We start from the raw sequence: 17,918 nt of genomic DNA on the forward strand, positions 1-17,918 counted from the left end.
CGATGCCGGCGCCCTCATGACCGAGGATCGCCGGGAACAGCCCCTCCGGATCGGCCCCCGACAGCGTGAAATCGTCGGTATGGCAGATGCCGGTCGCCTTCACCTCGACCAGCACCTCGCCGGCCCGGGGGCCTTCGAGCTCGACTTCGGTCACGACAAGGGGTTTTCCGGCCTGAACGGCCAGAGCAGCGCGAGTGCGCATGGATTCCTCCGGTACTACGTTATGTAAGGGCCCCTTATGAGGGCTTGTACACAGATTACAGACGGGCCAAAGCACAAAGACAATTGCGACCTTAGTGTGTAAAACGCGACCTTTGGCTTCGTCCCCGGTCACCCTATACTGGCGCCCGTGAGAACACGGAGACATCAAGAATGAGAGTCGCCTGTCACGCGCTTCGCCGGATGCGCGGCTTGCCGCTCAAGCTGGCGATCGGTCTGGCGCTTTGCCTGACGCAAGCCCCCGGCATCGCAGCAGCAATGGATTTTTCCGATCCCGACTGGCCCTGTATCCAGCGCAAGGTCGAGAACCTGTCGGCGAGCCTGATGTGGCCCGCGCCGGTGACCCGCACGCCTCTTTCGCCCGAAGCAAACGATCTCGTGGAAGCCTTATCGCTTCGCCGGGTCAGCCTGGAAGAGGCCGACGCGCATGTCAGGGCCTTTGTGGAGCGGAACAAGCAGGTCGACGGTCAACTGCTCGGCAACATCTTCTACGGCGTGTTCGACAATATCGCCGCGACCCGCCAGCGGCTGATCACGGGGATAGCCCGCTATTCCCGCAGCCAGATCGCGCTCTCGTCCCGCATCGAGGAGGCGCGCGTCGAGATGGCGAAGCTTTCGCGGGAGAAAAGCCCCGACTTCGACCGTATCGACAAGCTGGAGGAACAGATCGACTGGGATGAGCGCATCTATCGCGATCGCTCGCAGGCGCTCACCTATGTGTGCGAAACACCGGTGCTTCTGGAAAAACGCGCCTATGCCATCGCACAGATGCTGCTGAAGCATATGCCGGACTGACGCCTGAACGCATCGGATCCGCGCATCGTGCCTTCCGAGAAGCGATTCCGCCTTTCTCACCCCACGCTTTGAATCTGGTCACTTCCGCACGGAAGGCCCTACGCACTTTTCCTGAGAGTGCTCTAAGGATCCCACTCCATCTCCGTATAGGCGGACGTGGCGTTTTGCGGGTTCAAGAGGTCGAACAGGCGCCATCGCTCCGAATCGCTTTGACCGATGACCTCGCTTGCTTCCCCGAGCGCCAGGCCGTCGTCGAGCGCTTTCTTCGTATCGGACTCCAGAACACGGAGATAGCGTTCGAGCGGCGCGGCGGCCTCAGGCCAGTCGAGCAGCGGCCCTCCATGGCCCGGTACGACCTTCCGCGCGCCCAGCCCCTTCATTTCGGAAAGAGCGGCGAGCCAGCCGCGCAGCGATCCGTCGAGGGCCGGCGCGTGCCTGTCGAACAGCAGATCGCCGGCGAAAAGAATGCCGGACGTCCGGTCGAAGACGGTGAGGTCGGTAGAGGTGTGCGCCGTCGGCCAGGTGCGCAGCTCCAGCACCCTGCCGCCGAGGTCGATCGCCTCCTGCTGCGCTATCGCCCGATCCGGTGCGACTATGCGGCTGCCCAGGAAAGCCGCCTCGCCGATCCGCCGGGCGTAGCTTGCGCGATAGTTTTCGGCGCGGTCGGCGAGCGCACGCGGCAAATTGGCCTGGCCAATCACTGCCGCTCCTGCCTCGCGGAGCGGCTCGGCGCCGAAGACGTGGTCCGGGTGCATGTGCGTCAGGATCAGGTGACTGATCGGCAGGCGACTTCGTTCGCGGATCGCCAGATAGATCTCTTCTCCGAGCTTGCGCGCGCCGCCGGAATCGATCACGGCAACGCTGCGCGACCCCACGACGAAGCCGAAGTTGGACATGTCGCCGCCGTTTTCCGCATCCGGCTCCGCCACCCGGCCGCGATGCAGGAAGACCCCTGGGGCCGCCTCGCTGAAGGAGAGGGCCGAGCTGGGCCTCGGGGCACAAAATGGCGGCTTCTCGGTCCAGTCGCCCGGCTTGCGCGTGACGGAATGCAGCGCATGCTCGCACCCCGCTTTCGTCTCCGCCGCAAAGCCGGGCAGCAGTGCCACCCGGCAGATCTCGCTCGGCGGCGCGTCAGGTGCTGCTGCAGCAAGGATGCACATCGTCACGAATGCTTCGAACACCTTGAGCCCCCGGCATTCTCGAAAAAGTGGGCGTTACCCAAACCCGGCAATCACCAAGATTGCGGCCGCCGGTCGCGTCAGACAACATATCCGAAAGGCTCGCTTCTGCTCCCGGGCATCTCGTTCTATGCTATAAGATACTCGCAGCCTGTCCAAAAGGGGGCTTTGAACCATGAAGCTCATTCTCGCGCTTGTTCCCGCCATGCTATCGGCAAGCCTCGCACTTGCCGAGCCGGAGAAGCCGAACAACCCGCTAGCAGACGGCGCGACATGGCAAGATTTGAAGGGCGACGTCGTCGGCGAAGCGCCCATTCTCGACGGCGCCGCCCTGTTCTCCGTCACCGCGCCCTACCGCGCCAACGACGCCGCGACGGTGCCGATCACGATCGAGCAGACGGACGCCGCGGCGGATCCGATCGAATCCCTCAAGCTGGTGATCGACGAGAACCCGGCGCCGGTGGCCGCCGAAATCGTCTTCGGCCCCGCGATGGCACCGCTGAAATTCGAAACCCGCGTGCGCGTCAACCAATATTCCAACGTCCGGGCGATCGCCGAAACGCCGCGGGGCATTTTCATGAATGGCCGCTTCGTCAAGGCATCCGGCGGCTGCTCGGCGCCCGCCACAAAGGACCCGGTCGCGGCGCTGAAGGATATGGGAGAGATGCGGCTGAAGCTCTTCGACGGCAAGGGGGACGGACAGAAAGCCCGCCGCGAGGCGCAGATCATGATCCGCCATCCGAACTATTCCGGTCTCCAGCGCGACCAGATCACCCAGCTCTTCGTCGGTGCGAAATTCATCACGGAATTGGTCGTGAAGCAGGGAGACGAGCTTCTGTTCTCGCTCGACGGCGGGATATCGATCAGTGAAAATCCGGTGTTCCGCTTCAGCTATACCGATAATGGTGCCCCGGACTTCACGGTCCATGCGGTCGATACGGACGGCAATGTCTTCGACCGCGTCCTGCCGAAGACGCCGCCCGCCTGAATGCGAGCTGAATTAGCCTGAGGTCACGCACTTCCGGACGGAAAACCGTTACACACTTTTCCTGGAAGTGCTCTAATCCTTTGGTCCACGCACTTCCGGACGGAAAACCGTTACACACTTTTCCTGGAAGTGCTCTAGAAGCACAGCATCTCCGCCTCCGCCTGGGCGCGTCTCAGATCCGCGACCATGGTGCGTGGCACGACCGCCGACTTGAACATGGCCAGCTGTTCACCGCTCCCCTGCTGGAGAGACAGCACCGTTTCAGCCTGGACATATTTGTCATAGGGCAGGATCGATGCGATCACATCGATCGAGCAGGCGCATTTGCTCAAGACTTCCCGGCTCTGGCCGTTGGCGGCCATGCAGCCGAACACATAGTCCGCCCGGACCTCGGTGGGGTAATCGTTGAGGCGCTCGGACATGCTCTGTCCGCGTGCGGGGATTGCCGCCGTCGCGATTGCGAGCGCTGTCAGGGCGGCGCGCATCATGGCCGGCCGCCCTCCGCAGCTTCTTTCAAGGTGATCGCGTGGGAATAGCCGGCCTCGGCCCCGCCCGCCGCCGAAGGAACGGTGGCCACCAGCGCATAATACCAGCCGGGAATCTCTTCCGACACGGTGACGGCGAGCGACAACTGCGAGATCCGCCCCATTTGCGCGCGCGCCTTGTCGTGTTCGAACGGCCGGATCGTCACCTCGCGCGCGGCGATTTCACGGTCGTGATAGCGCAGCGATACCGGCTCGATCTGCGCATCCCGCAGCAGGGCTTCCTTGACGCGGTTGCGCATGTAGAAGGGACTGCCGCCGGATTGTGCCGCAAGATCGGAAAGCACGCTTTCGAGAAAATACATGATCAGCGGATTGCCGACCGAGGCTGGATAGTTGCCGAGCCCCCGGGACTGGCTGCCCTGATGGAGCGTCATCGCGACGTTGTCGCCAACCTTGAGGCCGATCGTGAAGCTGCCGGCTCTCTGCCCTGCATCGGCCCCCGACACGACCTTGTCGTAGAGGAGCGAACTCTGCTCGTCTCCGGAACCGTCCTTCGCCGCGGCGAGCCCTTTCAACGCCGCCGAATGGAAGAGGAGCTCGTAGGTCTCCGCAGCAGCCGCGGGTCCGTGCCCCTGCCCCAGCAGGAATAGAGCGATCAGGAGAAAAATACGCATCGCAGATCCACCGTCTGATTGTGACCCGTTCCGAGGCTCCGTTTACCGGCTTCGAGCCTAGCAGCGGCCCCGGCAATGTCATCGGATACCTTTGTCTGTGTTTGTCTCACGCCACGCGGGCCCGGGTCTTCCAGTCGATCAGCGCCCTGAGCCGCACCAGCTGCACCGGCTTGGTGAGCACGGCGAAGGACATTTCGTTACAGAGCTGCAGGAATTGCCGCTGCCGGTTGGCGGAAATGATGATCGCCGGTATTTCGGCTCCCGCGAGCGCGCGCAGCGTATGGATGGTTTCTATGCCGTTGTCCTCTTCGTCGAGCTGATAATCGACCAGCAAGATGTCGGGGGCCGTGCCGATTTCCTGCATCAGCGCCGCCGCATCTGCAGTCGAGTCCGCCGCCAGAACGCTGGCTCCCCAGCTTTCCAGAACCTGAGTCATCGCGTGCAGCTCGTCGGCATCGTTTTCGACGATCATCACGATCAGATCGAGGCTGCCGTCGAGCATCGGCTCCATCCTCGGATCCTCGCTGACGCTGGCATGGCCGGGCGCGGCCAGCGGCACTTCGATCGAGAAGACGGAGCCCCGGCCCGGCTGCGATGCCAGCCGGATGGGGTGATCGAGATGCCTGCATGCCCGCTCGACGATCGACAGACCAAGTCCCATGCCCGGACCTTTTGCCGCGCCGCTTGCCCGGGTGAACTCCTTGAATATCCGTGTCCGGTCTTCCTCGGATATTCCGACGCCGGTGTCCCACACTTCTATTCGCACGGCATCGCCCGTCAGCCGGCAACCGACCAGGACACGGCCGCGCTCCGTGTATTGAATGGCGTTCACGACAAGGTTCTGGACGCAGCGCATCAGGTAGCGCTGATCGCTGCTGATCCAGCGTGAGGAAGGCACGATCCGAAGGTCGATCCCCCTTTCCGTTGCCAGGGGCGCCAGATCCTCGGCCACGCCCTGCAGCAGGTTGCCGAGATTGAACGAGGTGACGTTGAACTCGGCTCCCGAACTGTCGAGGCGCGAAATGTCGAGAAGCGCCTGCAGGAGCGATTCGATCGAGGTGAAGGATCGCTTCAGGCGCCTGACCACCTCCTCCGTGCCCGGCTGCCCCCCCTTGTCCGTCAGCATCGACAGATAGAGTTTCGCGGCGTTGATCGGCTGAAGGAGATCATGACTGGCAGCCGCCAGAAAGCGGGTCTTGGACGTGTGGGCTGCCTCGGCAGCCTCCTTGGCGTGCCGAAGCGCCGCCTCGATCTTGGTCTGCTCGTCGGCGTGTATCTGCAGCAGGCGATTGGCCTCGGTCAATTCGGCCGTGCGCTCCTGCACCCGTTGCTCCAGAAGCGCCGAGGCCTGCGTCTCTGCCGTCACGTCCATGATCGAAACGATGAAACCGTCATCGGGCAGGGAATGGATGCGGATGTCGAGGCTCATGCCGTCGCGCCGGCGGAAGCGCTCCTGCACCGCCTCGCCGCGGCGCACCGCCTTGAACCAGCCGGCGACCCTGGATCGGCGCCCTTCCCGGTCGAGAATCTCGTGGCGCTCGACATGTTCGACGATGCGCTGAAAGGGACTTCCCTTTTTCAGAAGCGCAAGCGGCACGCCGAGAAGCTCACCGAAGCGCTCGTTGCGTACCAGCAATTCGCCGCCTGACGAAAACGTGCAGACGCCGAGCGACATGTGATCGAAGGCCGCCTGCAGCAGATGGGACTGCTGGTCGATCAGGCGGTTCTTCTCGCGCCGGTTCTCCCGCACGATGTCGGTGATTTCGGTCTGAAGCACCGTGATATTGCCGGAACTGGTCTGCCGATAGGAAATCTGGAACCAGCGATCGTTCCGCAGCACCATCACGAAGGACGAAAAGCGCTGGCCGGATCCCTGCCCCTTCGCCACCGGCTGAGGCCGGCCCGCCAGGCCATTCTCCTCCCGGTTCAGATACTTGCTTGCGTTGACCGCTGCCAGATAGTCGTCGAAACCGAGGCCGGGCTTGATCAGCGGCTCCACGTCGGGCAGCAAATTGCGGAACTGCGCATTGCACGCCTGCAGTCGTTCCTCGGAAAAAAGTGCGAAGCCGTCCTCCATCGCCACCATGGCATCGGCGAGATTTCTCTGAATCCGCTCCTGCGCCTGGTAGGCGACCTCGAGCTCGCTCGAGGCCCGGTCGAGCGTATCGAGAGCCTTTTCGAGATCCTTGGTCTTTTCCCAGACCTCCGCCTGAAGGGCGATGGCGGATTCGAACAGCGAATAGGCGGAGCCCCCGACTTCGTGGCCGCGCTCGGCCCGGTTGACCAGCGCCTCGATGATCCTTGCCTGCTTGGCGATCTGAAGTTCGTAGGGCTCGTTCGGATCGATCATAGCGGCGCTCCCGCCTTCGGCCGGAAAAAGGCGACGCCGACAAAGGTCTGGTTCACGTGCACGCCGAGATGCTGTTCTCCATAGGTGTTGAAGCCGACGACCCGGCGCTGCCGCAACTGCTCGGAAACCTCGCTGTCCAGACCTTTGCGCTCGATCTCGAGCTTGCGCAGATAACAATCGAAACCGAGGATGAAATCCGGGGCCTCGCCGTCATGGCCGCTGACCGCCAGCCCCGTCTCGAGCGTTCGGATGATTTCCTTGCCGCGGCCGAGGCGCAACAGCAGACCATCGTCGATCGCCGACAGGAAGGTGAGCCCGTGCTCGCCTTGAATCTGCTGGATCGCCCGCACGTGATAGAGATTGCCGTTGCGCACCAGTACCGGATTCTCGGCGAAGACCATCGGCGACAATTCGCCGACCGGCACCTTGACCAGCCGGGCATATTCCTCCGCCGCCGGCGAACCGTTGATCTCCAGGACCAGCCGTTCCTCGGGGACCGCGCGGGTAACCACCATGCGTTTGTCGGTGGGCTGAAAATGATCGAAGCCGAGACCGCTGAACTCCAGATCGGTTTCGAGCAGCAGGAGGAGCGCGGCATTGCTGTGGAATTCACCGTTGCGAAGCACCTGGGTGCGCTGGAACCGCAGCCCGTCGCCCGCCGAACCGCCAAAGACGGGAATGTCCTTCAGCCCCGCCTCCAGGGCCGCCACCAGAATATCCTCCTGCTTGGACAATCCGTCGGCGAAGATCAGCGCCAGCCGCTTGCGGCCCGGCGTCACGCGGAACTGTGTGGCGAGCCGCTCGGTCTGCGAAACGACATCGGCAATCGAGACCGGGGAAATCGGTTGGAACAGGATCGAGGCCACCCGAAAATGATGCCGCTGGAAGGCGACCGCCAGCAGAGTATCGTTTTCATAGCCGCGCGGCGTGATCTGGCCGGCTGTCGTGCAGCCGAAGACGACCGTATTCGGCAGCGACTTTCTGAGCGCAGCGGCAAGGTCTTCCGGCTGCAGCCGGTCCGGCACGAACAGAAAGATGAAGCTCGGCCTCGCCGTGGCGAGCTGCCGTCTGATTTCGGCGAGGGCGGTGAACGCATCATCGGCGCGTGATGTCGCGAGCCGCACCGCCTCGGCGGGTTTGCGGTCAAGATCGTCGACAGCCGTCATGCACCGTCACCCTCCAACTCCCATCCCGGCAGGCCGGGGCACACCTCACTGCAGGCTGTGGCGGATCGATACTTCGCGTACCAGCATCGCCGCCTGGGTGCGATTGTGGACGCCCAGCCGGCGCAGAAGCGCCGTGATATGCGCCTTGACGGTCGCCTCGGCCAGTTGCATCTCGTAGGCGATCAGCTTGTTCGGCATGCCTTCGCAGATCAGGCTCAGAATGCGGGTCTGCTGCTGCGACAGATGGGCGATCTTGCGCGAGATCGTCTCCACAGACTGGTCCGTGGCCGTCGCGCGCGCCGGCACCGCATAGCCGGGCGGCACATAGGTCTTGCCGTTCCAGATATCCTGCATCGCTTCCTGGAAATTATGACGGTCGATGTCCTTGGGGATGAACCCCGCCGCACCGGCGGCGATGACCGATTGAACCACGTCCTTCGACGTGAAGGCGGAGATCACGATGACCGGAATATCGGGCATCTTCTCCTTGATTTTCAGAAAACCGCTCAAGCCGGACGCATCGGGCAGGTTCAGATCCAGCATGATCAGATCGGGCGAGAAGCGCATCCTGAGCTGCTGCAGCGCTTCGCTCAGCGACGTCGCCGTTCTGATACGGCGCGTATTGAAGGTGCTTTCCATCGTCGCGGCCAGAGCATCGCAGTAGAGCGGATGATCATCGATCACCAGGGCCGACTTTATCGAAAGCGAATGAACGGGCAAGGCTGTCCGCGGCATGGCTCTCCTCCCGAGATACTTCCAAGCCAAGAGAGCGACTCAAAGCCACTCCGAGTTCACCGAGAATATCTCTCTCCCAGGCCGTCGTACTCTCCCCAGCACGACGCGAATCGTTGTCGCACAGTTTTCCACCCCGGGCAATTCCGAGATTTGCCATGCGACGCTACACTGTCGGCGATACGCTTGCGAGATTCAAGCGCCTCGTTCAGGGGGCCCAGCTATTCAGACGGGGCGGCTCGCATCCGCAACCCTGCATCGCCACTTCTTGACGCGAAGCGCCGGATGCTGCTCGGACCATTCGGCGATGTACACCGCGGACTGGAACATGCATTGATTCAACGACCTCAGGTCCTGAAACTGCAGCGTTTCCTCCCGGCATTTTTCGGGTGCCGTTGCAAGGCATACGGTCAGTACGAGCGTCACCGGGTCCATGACTTCTCCCGTTTCGGATGAAGCTTACGCACGGACCAATATAACCGTCCACGCGTGAATGCGCCAGCCGCCGGCCGAAGCGGTGGGCATGCGCGGCCGCGGATCATCGTGATCGGGGAGGCGAGCGGAGCATCCGTTGCGGCAGGGCGCGCGTTTCTTTCAGATGATCGCAAAACAGGTTCTTGAAATCGCGGAACTTCCTGAAACCGAGGTGACCCGCCAGACGCACGACCGTGGCCGTGGACACGCCGCACTCATCCGCTATCGAAGTCGCCGTGCCGAAGGCGATGATGTCGGGATGGTCGAGTATGGCGCGCATGACGCGCTTGCGTTCGCCGGGAAAGACCACCTCCCTGTTCGCGATCATGGCATTCAGTTCGCGAAGATTGGAGGGAGGCATTCTTCCGGATCGGCAGCTCATTGCCTTGCGATCGGTTTCTTTCTCCTCGGCCGTTGCGGACAGCAAAGCCATCAACGGACATCCTCGATCAGCCGCACCCACTCCGCCGCACGGGCTGCGGCCTCGATGAGAACGGGTTTCGGGGCCTTGTACCACTCTGCTCGCGCGAGTTCGCGGCGCTCGCGAATGTGCGCGATCGCGCCGGCAAGCGTCGAGAATTCCGAAGGAAGCGTCAGGTGCAGAAACAGCGCCATGACGATCACCGAACGCGATCGTCCTCCCCGGCAATTGACAAGCACGTTGCCACGTTCCCGCCTCGGATAGGACGGCTTCTCCGGCAAGATCTGCTCCAGGGCGGCGCGCAGAATGTAATAGGCCGCGACCATCTGCGTGTCCGGGTTGCCGGAACCGTCGATCAAGCCGATCTTATAATAGCGGATCTCCCCGGGTCCGTAGGCGCTGCCTTGGTGATCCGATACCAAGTCAGCCTGCCGCACATAGTTGAAATCCAGGTTGACCGCACAATTGACCACGGTGGTGACGCCGTTCCGGCGCAGCAGATCGAGATCGCTCGCGCCTTCCTTGCCGCTGATGAAGAGATCGACGCCGTAGAGCGGATGCTTCTCGTAGACCAGGCTGAGCTTCGGAAGTTCGGCGTCGATCGATTGCGGGTCTGTTTCCAAGTGCTGCATGCTTTTCTCCGGCGCCGACATAAGGTCGTCGCGCTGTGTCTGACTGCGTCGATGCGCCTGCTAATGTCCGGCCTTTGCGATCCGTGACGCCGAGATCGATCGGGCGACCCGCTCGAGGGTCGGATAATCCGCCCCTCTCCCGGTGGCGATATAGCCCGGGCACATGAAATCCGCGGCATCGACCGCCACCTTGCCGAGGGTTAGCGGCTCGTATCGCCCGCCGGCATTCCTGAGGATGAGCGTTGCGGCGGCGACGTCCCAGGCGTTGACGCCGAAGCCGGCCGCGGCGTCCGCCCATCCGGCCGCCACATGGGCGATGCTGAGCGCCGCGCTTCCGGGCCGGCGCAGTGTCGAGAAGGTTTCCGTCAATGCTCCGAAATTGGCAAGCGCCGCCTCGCGGCCGTCGAGCCGGAAATCACGCGCAACCGGGTAGCCCGTGATCAGAGTGGCGCGCTTTTCGTCACCGGCGGCACGCGAAGCGAGTGCCTTGCCGTTCAGCTCCGCCTTTTCGAGATCGGCCGAGAACATGAGGTCCGCCACCGGGTCGTAGACGGCGCCGGCGAGCACGGCCCCATCCTTGACCACGGCGACCGATACGCACCAGAAGGCAATTCCGCGCGCGAAATTCGCCGTCCCGTCGATCGGGTCGACATACCACTGGAACTCGCCGTCGCCCGTCTGGCCGCCCTCCTCGCCCATGACCGCCGAGTTCGGCTCATGCTCGAATATATAAGCTCGAATGATCGCCTCCGCCCGCCGGTCGTGGACAGTCACGATGTCGTGCAGATCGGTCTTGTAGTCCACCGCCATTTCGAAACGGAACGCCTCGAGAAGGGGCGCTCGGACCGCAAGGGCAGCTCCCCGCGCGGTCTCCGCAAGGCGCTGCGAGAGAGCGACGGCACGGCGATCGGCGATCATCGGCCCGGAAGGCGGACTTTGCTGCATTGGATATCCCAGTCTGTTGGAGGAAAGCCCGGCGCGACACCCGCGCCGGAACGCGGTCACTTGCTGTAATTGCTGCGCCAGAAGTCCTGCCACTCCTCGCGCCGGTCGAAGTCGCTGAGGCCGATGGATGAATCGTAGCCGAAGAGCCGACCGGACACGGCCATCAATCCGGACGGCTCGTCGGCGGGCATCTTGATGTCGATGTTGGTCGGCAGCTTGCCGTCCTTCATCTGCGGGGCGATGCCTTCCTCCGTAAGGATATAATGGACGAAGAGCCTGGCGGCGTTCGGGCTCTCTGTCTTGGAGGCGATCAGCCCGAGCTTGACGTAGGTCCAGCCGATCCAGGGGTCGAGATCCTTGCAGATGCCGAGCTTGTAGCCCTTGGCTTCGTTGTCGCGGAACTTGGCCGAGCTCAGGAGGCCGAAGAACGGCGCCTTCTGCCCCGGCGCGCCCACGGCCTCGGCCACGGGATCGTCGCCGTCCGTCGCAAGCGGCGCATTCTCGGCCAGCGCCTTGATCCAGGCGGCGGATGCACTTTTCTCCTCCGTATGCAAATCCTTGCCGAAATGCGCCTTGTAGGCGGCGGCGACCTTGTCGTCGCCATGCGCCTCCATCTGGTTGAACCAGTCGGTATAGGTGCTCTTCGTCAGCGGGTCGACGAGCGCGACCTTGCCCTTCCACCTCGGCTCCGTCAGTTCCCATATGTTGGAAACCGGGCATTTGTCATAGGCTTCCGTGTTGTAGGCCCAGACATTGGCGTTGGTCGAAATCGCCAGCGGATTTCGAAACTGCGCCGGTATCTTGGCAGTCATGTCCTCCGGCAGATAACTCTGCACGAATTCCTCCGGCAGGAGCTGCGCCAAGGCTGCCGGCGCGTCGGTGATCAGGACGACGTCGCCCTGCACATTGTCCGCCTGCGCCTCGCGGATGATCATTTCGAGCTGGCTGTTCGCCGACACCTTCATGCCGGTCGCCTTCACCCCGTACTTGGCGCTGAAATTTTCCGCCATCTCGACGATCTTGCCGGTGCTGTCATAGATGGTGATCGGTTTTTCGTTCCTTGCCGCCGCGATCACGCGATCGAGGTCGAACCCGTCTGCCGCAACAGCCGTTGCCGAAATCACTCCGGCTGCGAGTACGAGGGCGGCCACCGCCGTCCGCCCTATCCTGTGAACATGCGCCTTCATCATCTCCTCCCGCTTCCGGCCTCTATTTTTGATAGTGCACGCGCCAGAAATCCTGCCACGTCTCACGCGCGTCCCAGTCGTCGAGGCTGGTCGCCATGCTGTAGGGCAGAAGCTGGTCGAGAACGGTCGCTATCCCCGACGGTTCGTCCGCCGGCGGGGCCACTTCCCTGTTGGTCGACATCTTGCCGTCGACGGCCTGCGGAGCGATCCCTTCGGCCGTCATGACGTAGTGGATGAAGAGGCGTGCAGCATTTGGGCTGTCCGTGCCCTTGGTGATCAGCCCGACGCCCGGATAGAGCCAGCCGACCCATGGCTTCAGGTCCTTGCAGAGGCCGAGCTTCATGCCCTTTTCCGCATTGTCGCGGAACTTCGCGGAGCTCATCAGTCCCATGAAAGGTTCGGATTGCCCGGGCGCCCCGACCGCATCGGCCGCCGCGGCGTCCGCATCGGTCAGGAGCGGCGCGTTGGCTGCCAGCGCCTTGACCCAGGCCGCAGTCGCGCTTGCCTCCTCGGTCTGGATATCCTTGCCGTAGAGCGCCTTATAGGCGGCAGCGACCTCTTCGTCGCCGTGCTTCGCCATCTGGTTGAACCAGTCGACATAGGACGCCTTCCCGAGCGGATCCTGCATGGCGACCTTGCCCTTCCATTCGGGCTCGGTCAGCTGCCAGATATTCGTGACCGGGCATTTGTCGAAGAGCTCGGTATTGTAGGCCCAGACATTGGCGCTGGTGACCACCGTCAACGGGTCCTGGTACTCCGCCGGAATGTTCGCTGCGAGATCCGGGGGCAGCCAGCTCTCGGCAAATCCCTGCGGGATGAGCTGCGCCATGGCGGCCGGAGCGTCGCTGATGATGGAGACGTCGCCCTGGATGTTGTTGGCCCGGGCCTCACGGATGATCATCTCGAGCTGCGCAGATGCCTTGACCTTCGAGCCCTCCGCGCCGACGTCGTATTTGTCGGCGAAATTCTTCGCCATCTCGACGATTTTGCCGGTGCTGTCATAGACGGTGATCGGCTTTTCCTTGCGGGCCGCCTCGACAAGGGCGTCGATATCGAAAGGTTCCTCCGCCCGTGCTCCGGTGCCAAGCACGGTCAGCATCGCCGTCGCGCAAAGCAAAAATCTGCCGCTTCTCACATTCCGCTTCATATTTTTTCTCCCTCCGCAGGTTTTCGGTTGTCGGTTGTCAGTTGTAGGCAAGGCTTCTCAGTCGCGCGTCCGCCTCCGCGATCCGGCGGCCGTCCGTATCGAAGACATGCAGGGCCTCGGGCGGCGCGAAGAAAAACACCCTGGCGCCCTGCTCGATCCGCGGCAGAACGTGGGTCGTCAGAAACAGCGTGTGGCTCTCGCTCCTGAGCTCCAGGATCCAGTTGCCTCCCGTCGGCAGAACGCCGGTCACGGTTGTCTCGCCGGAGAAGCTGCCCTTCGGCACATCCTCGATCCGCGTTGCATAGCCGATCGCCTCCGGGCGGATGCCAACGGAGCCTACCCCCGTGAGGTGCGGATAACGCGTGGCAAGATAGGCCTCCGCCTTGTCGGCCACGTCGGACGTGCCGGGCTCGCCGAAGGCCAATATGTTGATCGGGGGACTGCCGACGAACTCTGCGACGAAACGGTTCGCCGGGCGATCGTAGATGTCGTTCGGCGTGCCCATCTGCTGCAGAGTGCCTTCGTTCATGACGGCGATCGTCGTCGCGAGCGTCATCGCTTCCCATTGATCATGGGTGACGAAGACGATGGTGGTCTTGAATTCCTTATGCAGCCGCTTGAGCTCCGCCCGCATTTCCAGGCGCAACCGCGCGTCCAGATTGGAGAGCGGCTCGTCGAGGAGCAGCACGCCGGGGTTGATGGCCAGCATGCGGGCAAGGGCCACTCGCTGCTGCTGGCCGCCGGACAATTGCGACGGATAGCGGTCCCGGTATTTGGCGATATCGAGCGCCTGCATGACGCGCTCGACGCGCTCCTCCCTTTCCGCTTTGGGGAGCTTCCGCAGTCTGAGGCCGAAATCCGTGTTGCGCTCGATCGTCAGATGCGGCCACAAGGCATAGCTTTGGAAGACGAGGCCCATCTCCCGCTTCTCCGGCGGTACGAAGACCCCGCCGGCCACGCAGTCGACCACACGATCGCCGACCCTTATTTCGCCGCCCGACAGGTTCTCGAGGCCGGCAATCATCCGGAGCGTCGTGGTTTTCCCACAGCCCGATGGGCCGAGGAGGCACATGAATTCGCCATCGCGGATCTCGAGATCGAGGTTGGACACGGCGTTTGCGGAATTCACGCCGTAGTTCTTCTGCGCACCGCGCAGGTTGATCGTTGGCATCAGCTTCCAAGTCCTTCTGCAAGATTTGTGCGGGTCAGCTTCTGGGCGATGAGCGTGCCGCCATAGGCGATGGCGGCGATGATGAGCACCACGGCATTCGCGGCCTGCGTGTAGTGGTAGTCGACCAGCCGCAACGAATAGGTGGTCAGCACATCCGTGCTCGGCACCGCCAGGATGACGAAAAGGCTGAGGCCCTTGATCCCGGAGATGAACGGCAGCAGCACGCCGGTCACGAGCGAGCCCTTCTGGATTGGAATGACGATCGAGATCATCCGCCTGAGCCAGCCGGCTCCGGCGACCTGGGCCGCCTCCTCCGGGTCCTTGCCGAGCTGCGTCATGGCCGAGATGCCGGCGCGCGAGGCGTAGGGCATCTGGTCGGCTATGAGCGCGAGAATGAGGATGATGACCGTGCCATAGAGCGCCGGCAATGGGCCGCGGGGAACCGCGAAAAGCGACAGATAGGCAGCGGCAAAGGCGATGCCGGGCACCAGATAGGGCAGGAAGGTCACCTGCCGAAGATAGACCGACAGGAGGCGCACCGGCGTGCGGATGACCACGTAGCCGACCAGCAGGCCGAGAATGCCGGAGGTTACCGAGGCGAGGCCGACGATCGTCAGCGTGTTCTTTGCAGCGTCCCAGAGATCGGGGCTCAAGAGGATGCCGGTCTTCAGGGCAATCGTGTCGAGATCACGACCGATCCAGTAGTCCAGCGTGAAGTTGTCGAGCGTGAACCTCGCAGGAATCTTCATGATCGTCGACAGCAACAAGGTGAGGAGCGGCAAGCCGACGCTCAACAGAAAGACCGTGGCGGCGAATCCGGCCGCCGGCAGACGCATGCGGCCAAGTCGACTCTGCCGGTTCATCGACCCCTTCGAACCGATCGTGACGAACCGCCGTGCCTCGCGCACCAGCCGTGCATCGATCCACAGAGTGATGATGCCTATCAGCATGATCGAGCCGGCGATCACCCCGGCGACGCCCGTCTGGCGCGAGGCGATGCTGCGGAAGAGCGACGTCGAGAGAACTTCGAACTTGACCGGCAGACCGAGCACATAGGGCACGCCGAATTCGCCCAGGCACTTGGCGAAGATGAGCACCATCGAGGAGAGCAATGCCGGCCGCATCAGGGGCAGGATGATCTGCAGCGCTACCTGGTGGCGCTTGGCGCCGAGAATGCGTGCCGAATCCTCGAGCTGGGAATCGAAGCGTCTGAGCGCCGAGCCGAACAGGAGAATGACGAAGGGCGTATAGTGCAGCGCGAGGATGATGGTGATCGGAATCCGGCCATAGGCGAGCCAGTCGGGCGGCGTCAGCCCCATCGCTTCCAGCCATCCGGGCTGGCCGCCGACCGTACGGTTCTTGAAGAGCGTCGTCCAGGCGAGCGCGAAGGTCCAGGCCGGCAGCATGTAGGGCACGATCAGCGCGGTCGCGAACCAGCGGCGCCCGAACATGTCCGTTCGGCTGATGAGCCAGGCAAGCACAGTGCCGATCAGCAGCGACAGCGATATGGCGCCCACGGCAACCGAGAGCGTATTGAAGAGCGGTCGCCAGAACAGGTCCGCCGACACCGGCGAGAACAGCGCTCTGTCGAGATAGTAGAGCGTGAGATCGCCGACATCCTTGCTCAGGCGCCGCTCGTGCCCGAACTGCACGCGCACGGCGTCGAGCACGATGGAAATGATCGGAACGACGATCAGGTATGTGAACAGCAGCGCCGTCAGAACACCGATCAGGGTCGTGGGTTCACGCAGGGCAACCTTCAGCCGATAGCGCCATGCCTGCCAGGCCGAAGGCGTGGCAGACCGGTTTTCGGCTGCCGCCTTTGCCGGTTCACTTAGAAGAGCCATTGTTCCTCCCATGGCCGCTTATGCTGCTTCGCCGGCATCGATGTCCGTCGCCGCGCGCTGAAGTCGTTTGCGGAAAGCTCGGGCCCGCTGTACCGCATCGGCAGCCCGCCTCCGTTCCTCCCGGGCCGTGCCGTTGCTGCGACGTCGCCGCCAACAGCTTCGCGGCGTCTCCTCCCACTGAGACGAACCGCGCTGTCGTCCGGCCCGCTCATGGAATAAAAATTCCAAAATCCGCGTTTTTATGGAACGTATGATCGATTCAGCTCGCTCGTTTGTCAACAGAAAAATGCACACGTGATCAATTAACTATCATATTGTATTTACAGGTTATTTTTGATACGCACACGTGTTCATTTGCGTTACCGCTCCGCAATGGGCTCGATGTGCCTGTCGGGTCCGGGAAAGGCAGCAGGGATTAAAGGCCGGCCGGCCGCGGCCCGAGCAATTTTCCGCTTGGAACTTTTCGCGGTTCATGGCCTCTGATAGAGGGCTGATCGATGCCGAAAGGAGGACGGATGGCGAGGACTTTTGTGACGGCCGAGGAGGTCGCAAAACGTGCGGGCGTCTCGCGCTCGGCAGTATCGCGTACCTTCACTCCCGGTGCCAGCGTCTCGAAGACTGTCCGGCGCAAGGTCCTGAAGGCTGCCCGCGAGCTCGGCTATCGCGTCAATCGGCTCGCCCAGGTCTTGAACAATGACCGCTCCAACCTGATCGGCGTCGTCGGCGCCAATCTCTCCTCGCCCTTCATTTCCAAGCAGCTGGACCTGCTGAGCATCGGGCTCTTGCGCCAGGGTAAGCAATGCCTCCTTCTGAATGCCGCCGACGCCCGCCAGGACATAGCCCCTCTCATCGAGCTTCTGTTCGAGTTTCGCGCCCAGGCGATCGTCGTTCTCTCCGGCGAGCCGCCCGCCTCGATCGTCGATGAATGCATCGCCAATGGCGTGCGTCTCATCCTCATCAACCAGCGTCTCGACCGCACGGACACGAACATGGTGCTGAGCGACGACTCCCACGGCGCCGACCTCGCGGCACTGAGGCTGATTGAGGCGAAGTGCAAAAAAGTCGCCGTCGTCACGAGCGGCAGCCAGACCCCCGCCCAGTTGCGGCGGGCAAAGGCATTCACGCAACGAATGCAGGCCGAGGGCGTGGACGTCGTCGCCTGGTCGGGCGGTCCGACGACTTACGAGTCCGGGCTGCAGGCGGGGCGTGAGCTTCTGGTCGACAAGGCGATCGACGGCGCCTTCTGCGTGACCGATCTTCTGGCGCTCGGCTTTCTCGACGCGGCGCGGCTGGAAATGAACCGGCGGGTACCGCAGGACGTCTCGATCGTCGGCTTCGACGACATTCCGCAGGCCGGTTGGAAAGGCTACGGGCTCACGACGGTTGCCCAATCCTTTCAGGCCCTGACGGAAAAGGTGCTTTCGGCCCTGGACAGCGACGAACCGGAAACGCGGATGCAGATCGTGCCGGTAGCCCTGGTGGAGCGGCAGACGGCGCGCTAAGGCCT

At 62.9% G+C, this 17,918-nt stretch carries 18 protein-coding genes; 3 read left to right on the forward strand and 15 right to left on the reverse strand.

Features of this window, described 5'->3' with window-relative positions:
* Positions 1-202, reverse strand: a 202-nt coding sequence (locus tag CN933_RS10290) for an alcohol dehydrogenase catalytic domain-containing protein (protein WP_180980701.1), incomplete at its 3' end; no start/stop codon positions are given.
* 170 nt (positions 203-372) lie between these two features.
* Here CN933_RS10290 and CN933_RS10295 point away from each other — a divergent pair.
* A complete protein-coding gene (locus CN933_RS10295; RefSeq protein ID WP_102761423.1) occupies positions 373-1,014 on the forward strand; it encodes a hypothetical protein in 642 nt (213 codons plus the stop codon).
* 122 nt (positions 1,015-1,136) lie between these two features.
* On the opposite strand, the gene CN933_RS10300 is transcribed toward CN933_RS10295, so the two are convergent.
* Positions 1,137-2,195: a quinoprotein relay system zinc metallohydrolase 2 gene (locus CN933_RS10300; RefSeq protein WP_102761424.1), complete on the reverse strand. Its 1,059-nt coding sequence runs from the start codon at positions 2,193-2,195 to the stop codon at positions 1,137-1,139.
* Between the two features lie 172 nt (positions 2,196-2,367).
* Between CN933_RS10300 and CN933_RS10305 the strand changes: the two genes are divergently transcribed.
* The gene (locus CN933_RS10305) at positions 2,368-3,180 is read left to right on the forward strand and encodes a quinoprotein dehydrogenase-associated SoxYZ-like carrier (protein WP_102761425.1); all 813 of its coding nucleotides are present in this window, start codon (positions 2,368-2,370) and stop codon (positions 3,178-3,180) included.
* Positions 3,181-3,314: 134 nt separating this feature from the next.
* On the opposite strand, the gene CN933_RS10310 is transcribed toward CN933_RS10305, so the two are convergent.
* The 13 genes from CN933_RS10310 to CN933_RS10370 form a co-directional block, all read right to left on the reverse strand.
* A complete protein-coding gene (locus tag CN933_RS10310) occupies positions 3,315-3,668 on the reverse strand; it encodes a hypothetical protein (RefSeq protein ID WP_018095879.1) in 354 nt (117 codons plus the stop codon).
* Positions 3,665-4,339 (reverse strand): hypothetical protein, encoded by a 675-nt coding sequence (locus CN933_RS10315; protein WP_018095880.1) that lies wholly within the window; start codon positions 4,337-4,339, stop codon positions 3,665-3,667. The genes CN933_RS10310 and CN933_RS10315 overlap by 4 nt, the downstream gene beginning before the upstream one ends.
* A gap of 106 nt (positions 4,340-4,445) precedes the next feature.
* The gene (locus tag CN933_RS10320; RefSeq protein WP_018095881.1) at positions 4,446-6,689 is read right to left on the reverse strand and encodes a PAS domain-containing hybrid sensor histidine kinase/response regulator; all 2,244 of its coding nucleotides are present in this window, start codon (positions 6,687-6,689) and stop codon (positions 4,446-4,448) included.
* Positions 6,686-7,855 (reverse strand): FIST signal transduction protein, encoded by a 1,170-nt coding sequence (locus CN933_RS10325; RefSeq protein ID WP_018095882.1) that lies wholly within the window; start codon positions 7,853-7,855, stop codon positions 6,686-6,688. The genes CN933_RS10320 and CN933_RS10325 overlap by 4 nt, the downstream gene beginning before the upstream one ends.
* Positions 7,856-7,900: 45 nt before the next feature.
* The gene (locus tag CN933_RS10330) at positions 7,901-8,590 is read right to left on the reverse strand and encodes a response regulator (RefSeq protein WP_003532082.1); all 690 of its coding nucleotides are present in this window, start codon (positions 8,588-8,590) and stop codon (positions 7,901-7,903) included.
* Between the two features lie 222 nt (positions 8,591-8,812).
* A complete protein-coding gene (locus CN933_RS10335; protein ID WP_018095883.1) occupies positions 8,813-9,022 on the reverse strand; it encodes a hypothetical protein in 210 nt (69 codons plus the stop codon).
* 103 nt (positions 9,023-9,125) lie between these two features.
* A complete protein-coding gene (locus tag CN933_RS10340) occupies positions 9,126-9,494 on the reverse strand; it encodes a MurR/RpiR family transcriptional regulator (RefSeq protein ID WP_102761426.1) in 369 nt (122 codons plus the stop codon).
* Complete coding sequence (locus CN933_RS10345; protein WP_026168686.1) at positions 9,494-10,135, reverse strand: dual specificity protein phosphatase family protein; 642 nt, start codon at positions 10,133-10,135, stop codon at positions 9,494-9,496. Before CN933_RS10345 ends, CN933_RS10340 begins: the two co-directional genes overlap by 1 nt.
* 39 nt (positions 10,136-10,174) lie before the next feature.
* Positions 10,175-11,059: an inositol monophosphatase family protein gene (locus CN933_RS10350; RefSeq protein WP_102761427.1), complete on the reverse strand. Its 885-nt coding sequence runs from the start codon at positions 11,057-11,059 to the stop codon at positions 10,175-10,177.
* Between the two features lie 56 nt (positions 11,060-11,115).
* Positions 11,116-12,246: an ABC transporter substrate-binding protein gene (locus CN933_RS10355; RefSeq protein WP_102761428.1), complete on the reverse strand. Its 1,131-nt coding sequence runs from the start codon at positions 12,244-12,246 to the stop codon at positions 11,116-11,118.
* A 22-nt stretch (positions 12,247-12,268) separates the two neighbouring features.
* Complete coding sequence (locus tag CN933_RS10360; RefSeq protein ID WP_018095888.1) at positions 12,269-13,393, reverse strand: ABC transporter substrate-binding protein; 1,125 nt, start codon at positions 13,391-13,393, stop codon at positions 12,269-12,271.
* A 37-nt stretch (positions 13,394-13,430) separates the two neighbouring features.
* Positions 13,431-14,564, reverse strand: a complete 1,134-nt coding sequence (locus CN933_RS10365; RefSeq protein WP_102761429.1) for an ABC transporter ATP-binding protein — start codon at positions 14,562-14,564, stop codon at positions 13,431-13,433.
* A complete protein-coding gene (locus tag CN933_RS10370) occupies positions 14,564-16,411 on the reverse strand; it encodes an ABC transporter permease (RefSeq protein WP_102761430.1) in 1,848 nt (615 codons plus the stop codon). Before CN933_RS10370 ends, CN933_RS10365 begins: the two co-directional genes overlap by 1 nt.
* A 515-nt stretch (positions 16,412-16,926) precedes the next feature.
* Between CN933_RS10370 and CN933_RS10375 the strand changes: the two genes are divergently transcribed.
* Positions 16,927-17,913, forward strand: a complete 987-nt coding sequence (locus CN933_RS10375) for a LacI family DNA-binding transcriptional regulator (RefSeq protein WP_018095891.1) — start codon at positions 16,927-16,929, stop codon at positions 17,911-17,913.
* Positions 17,914-17,918 lie beyond the last annotated feature (5 nt).

Origin of the sequence: Sinorhizobium sp. M4_45, assembly GCF_002885915.1 — a bacterium.
In the GTDB taxonomy this organism is placed as follows: domain Bacteria; phylum Pseudomonadota; class Alphaproteobacteria; order Rhizobiales; family Rhizobiaceae; genus Sinorhizobium; species Sinorhizobium meliloti_A.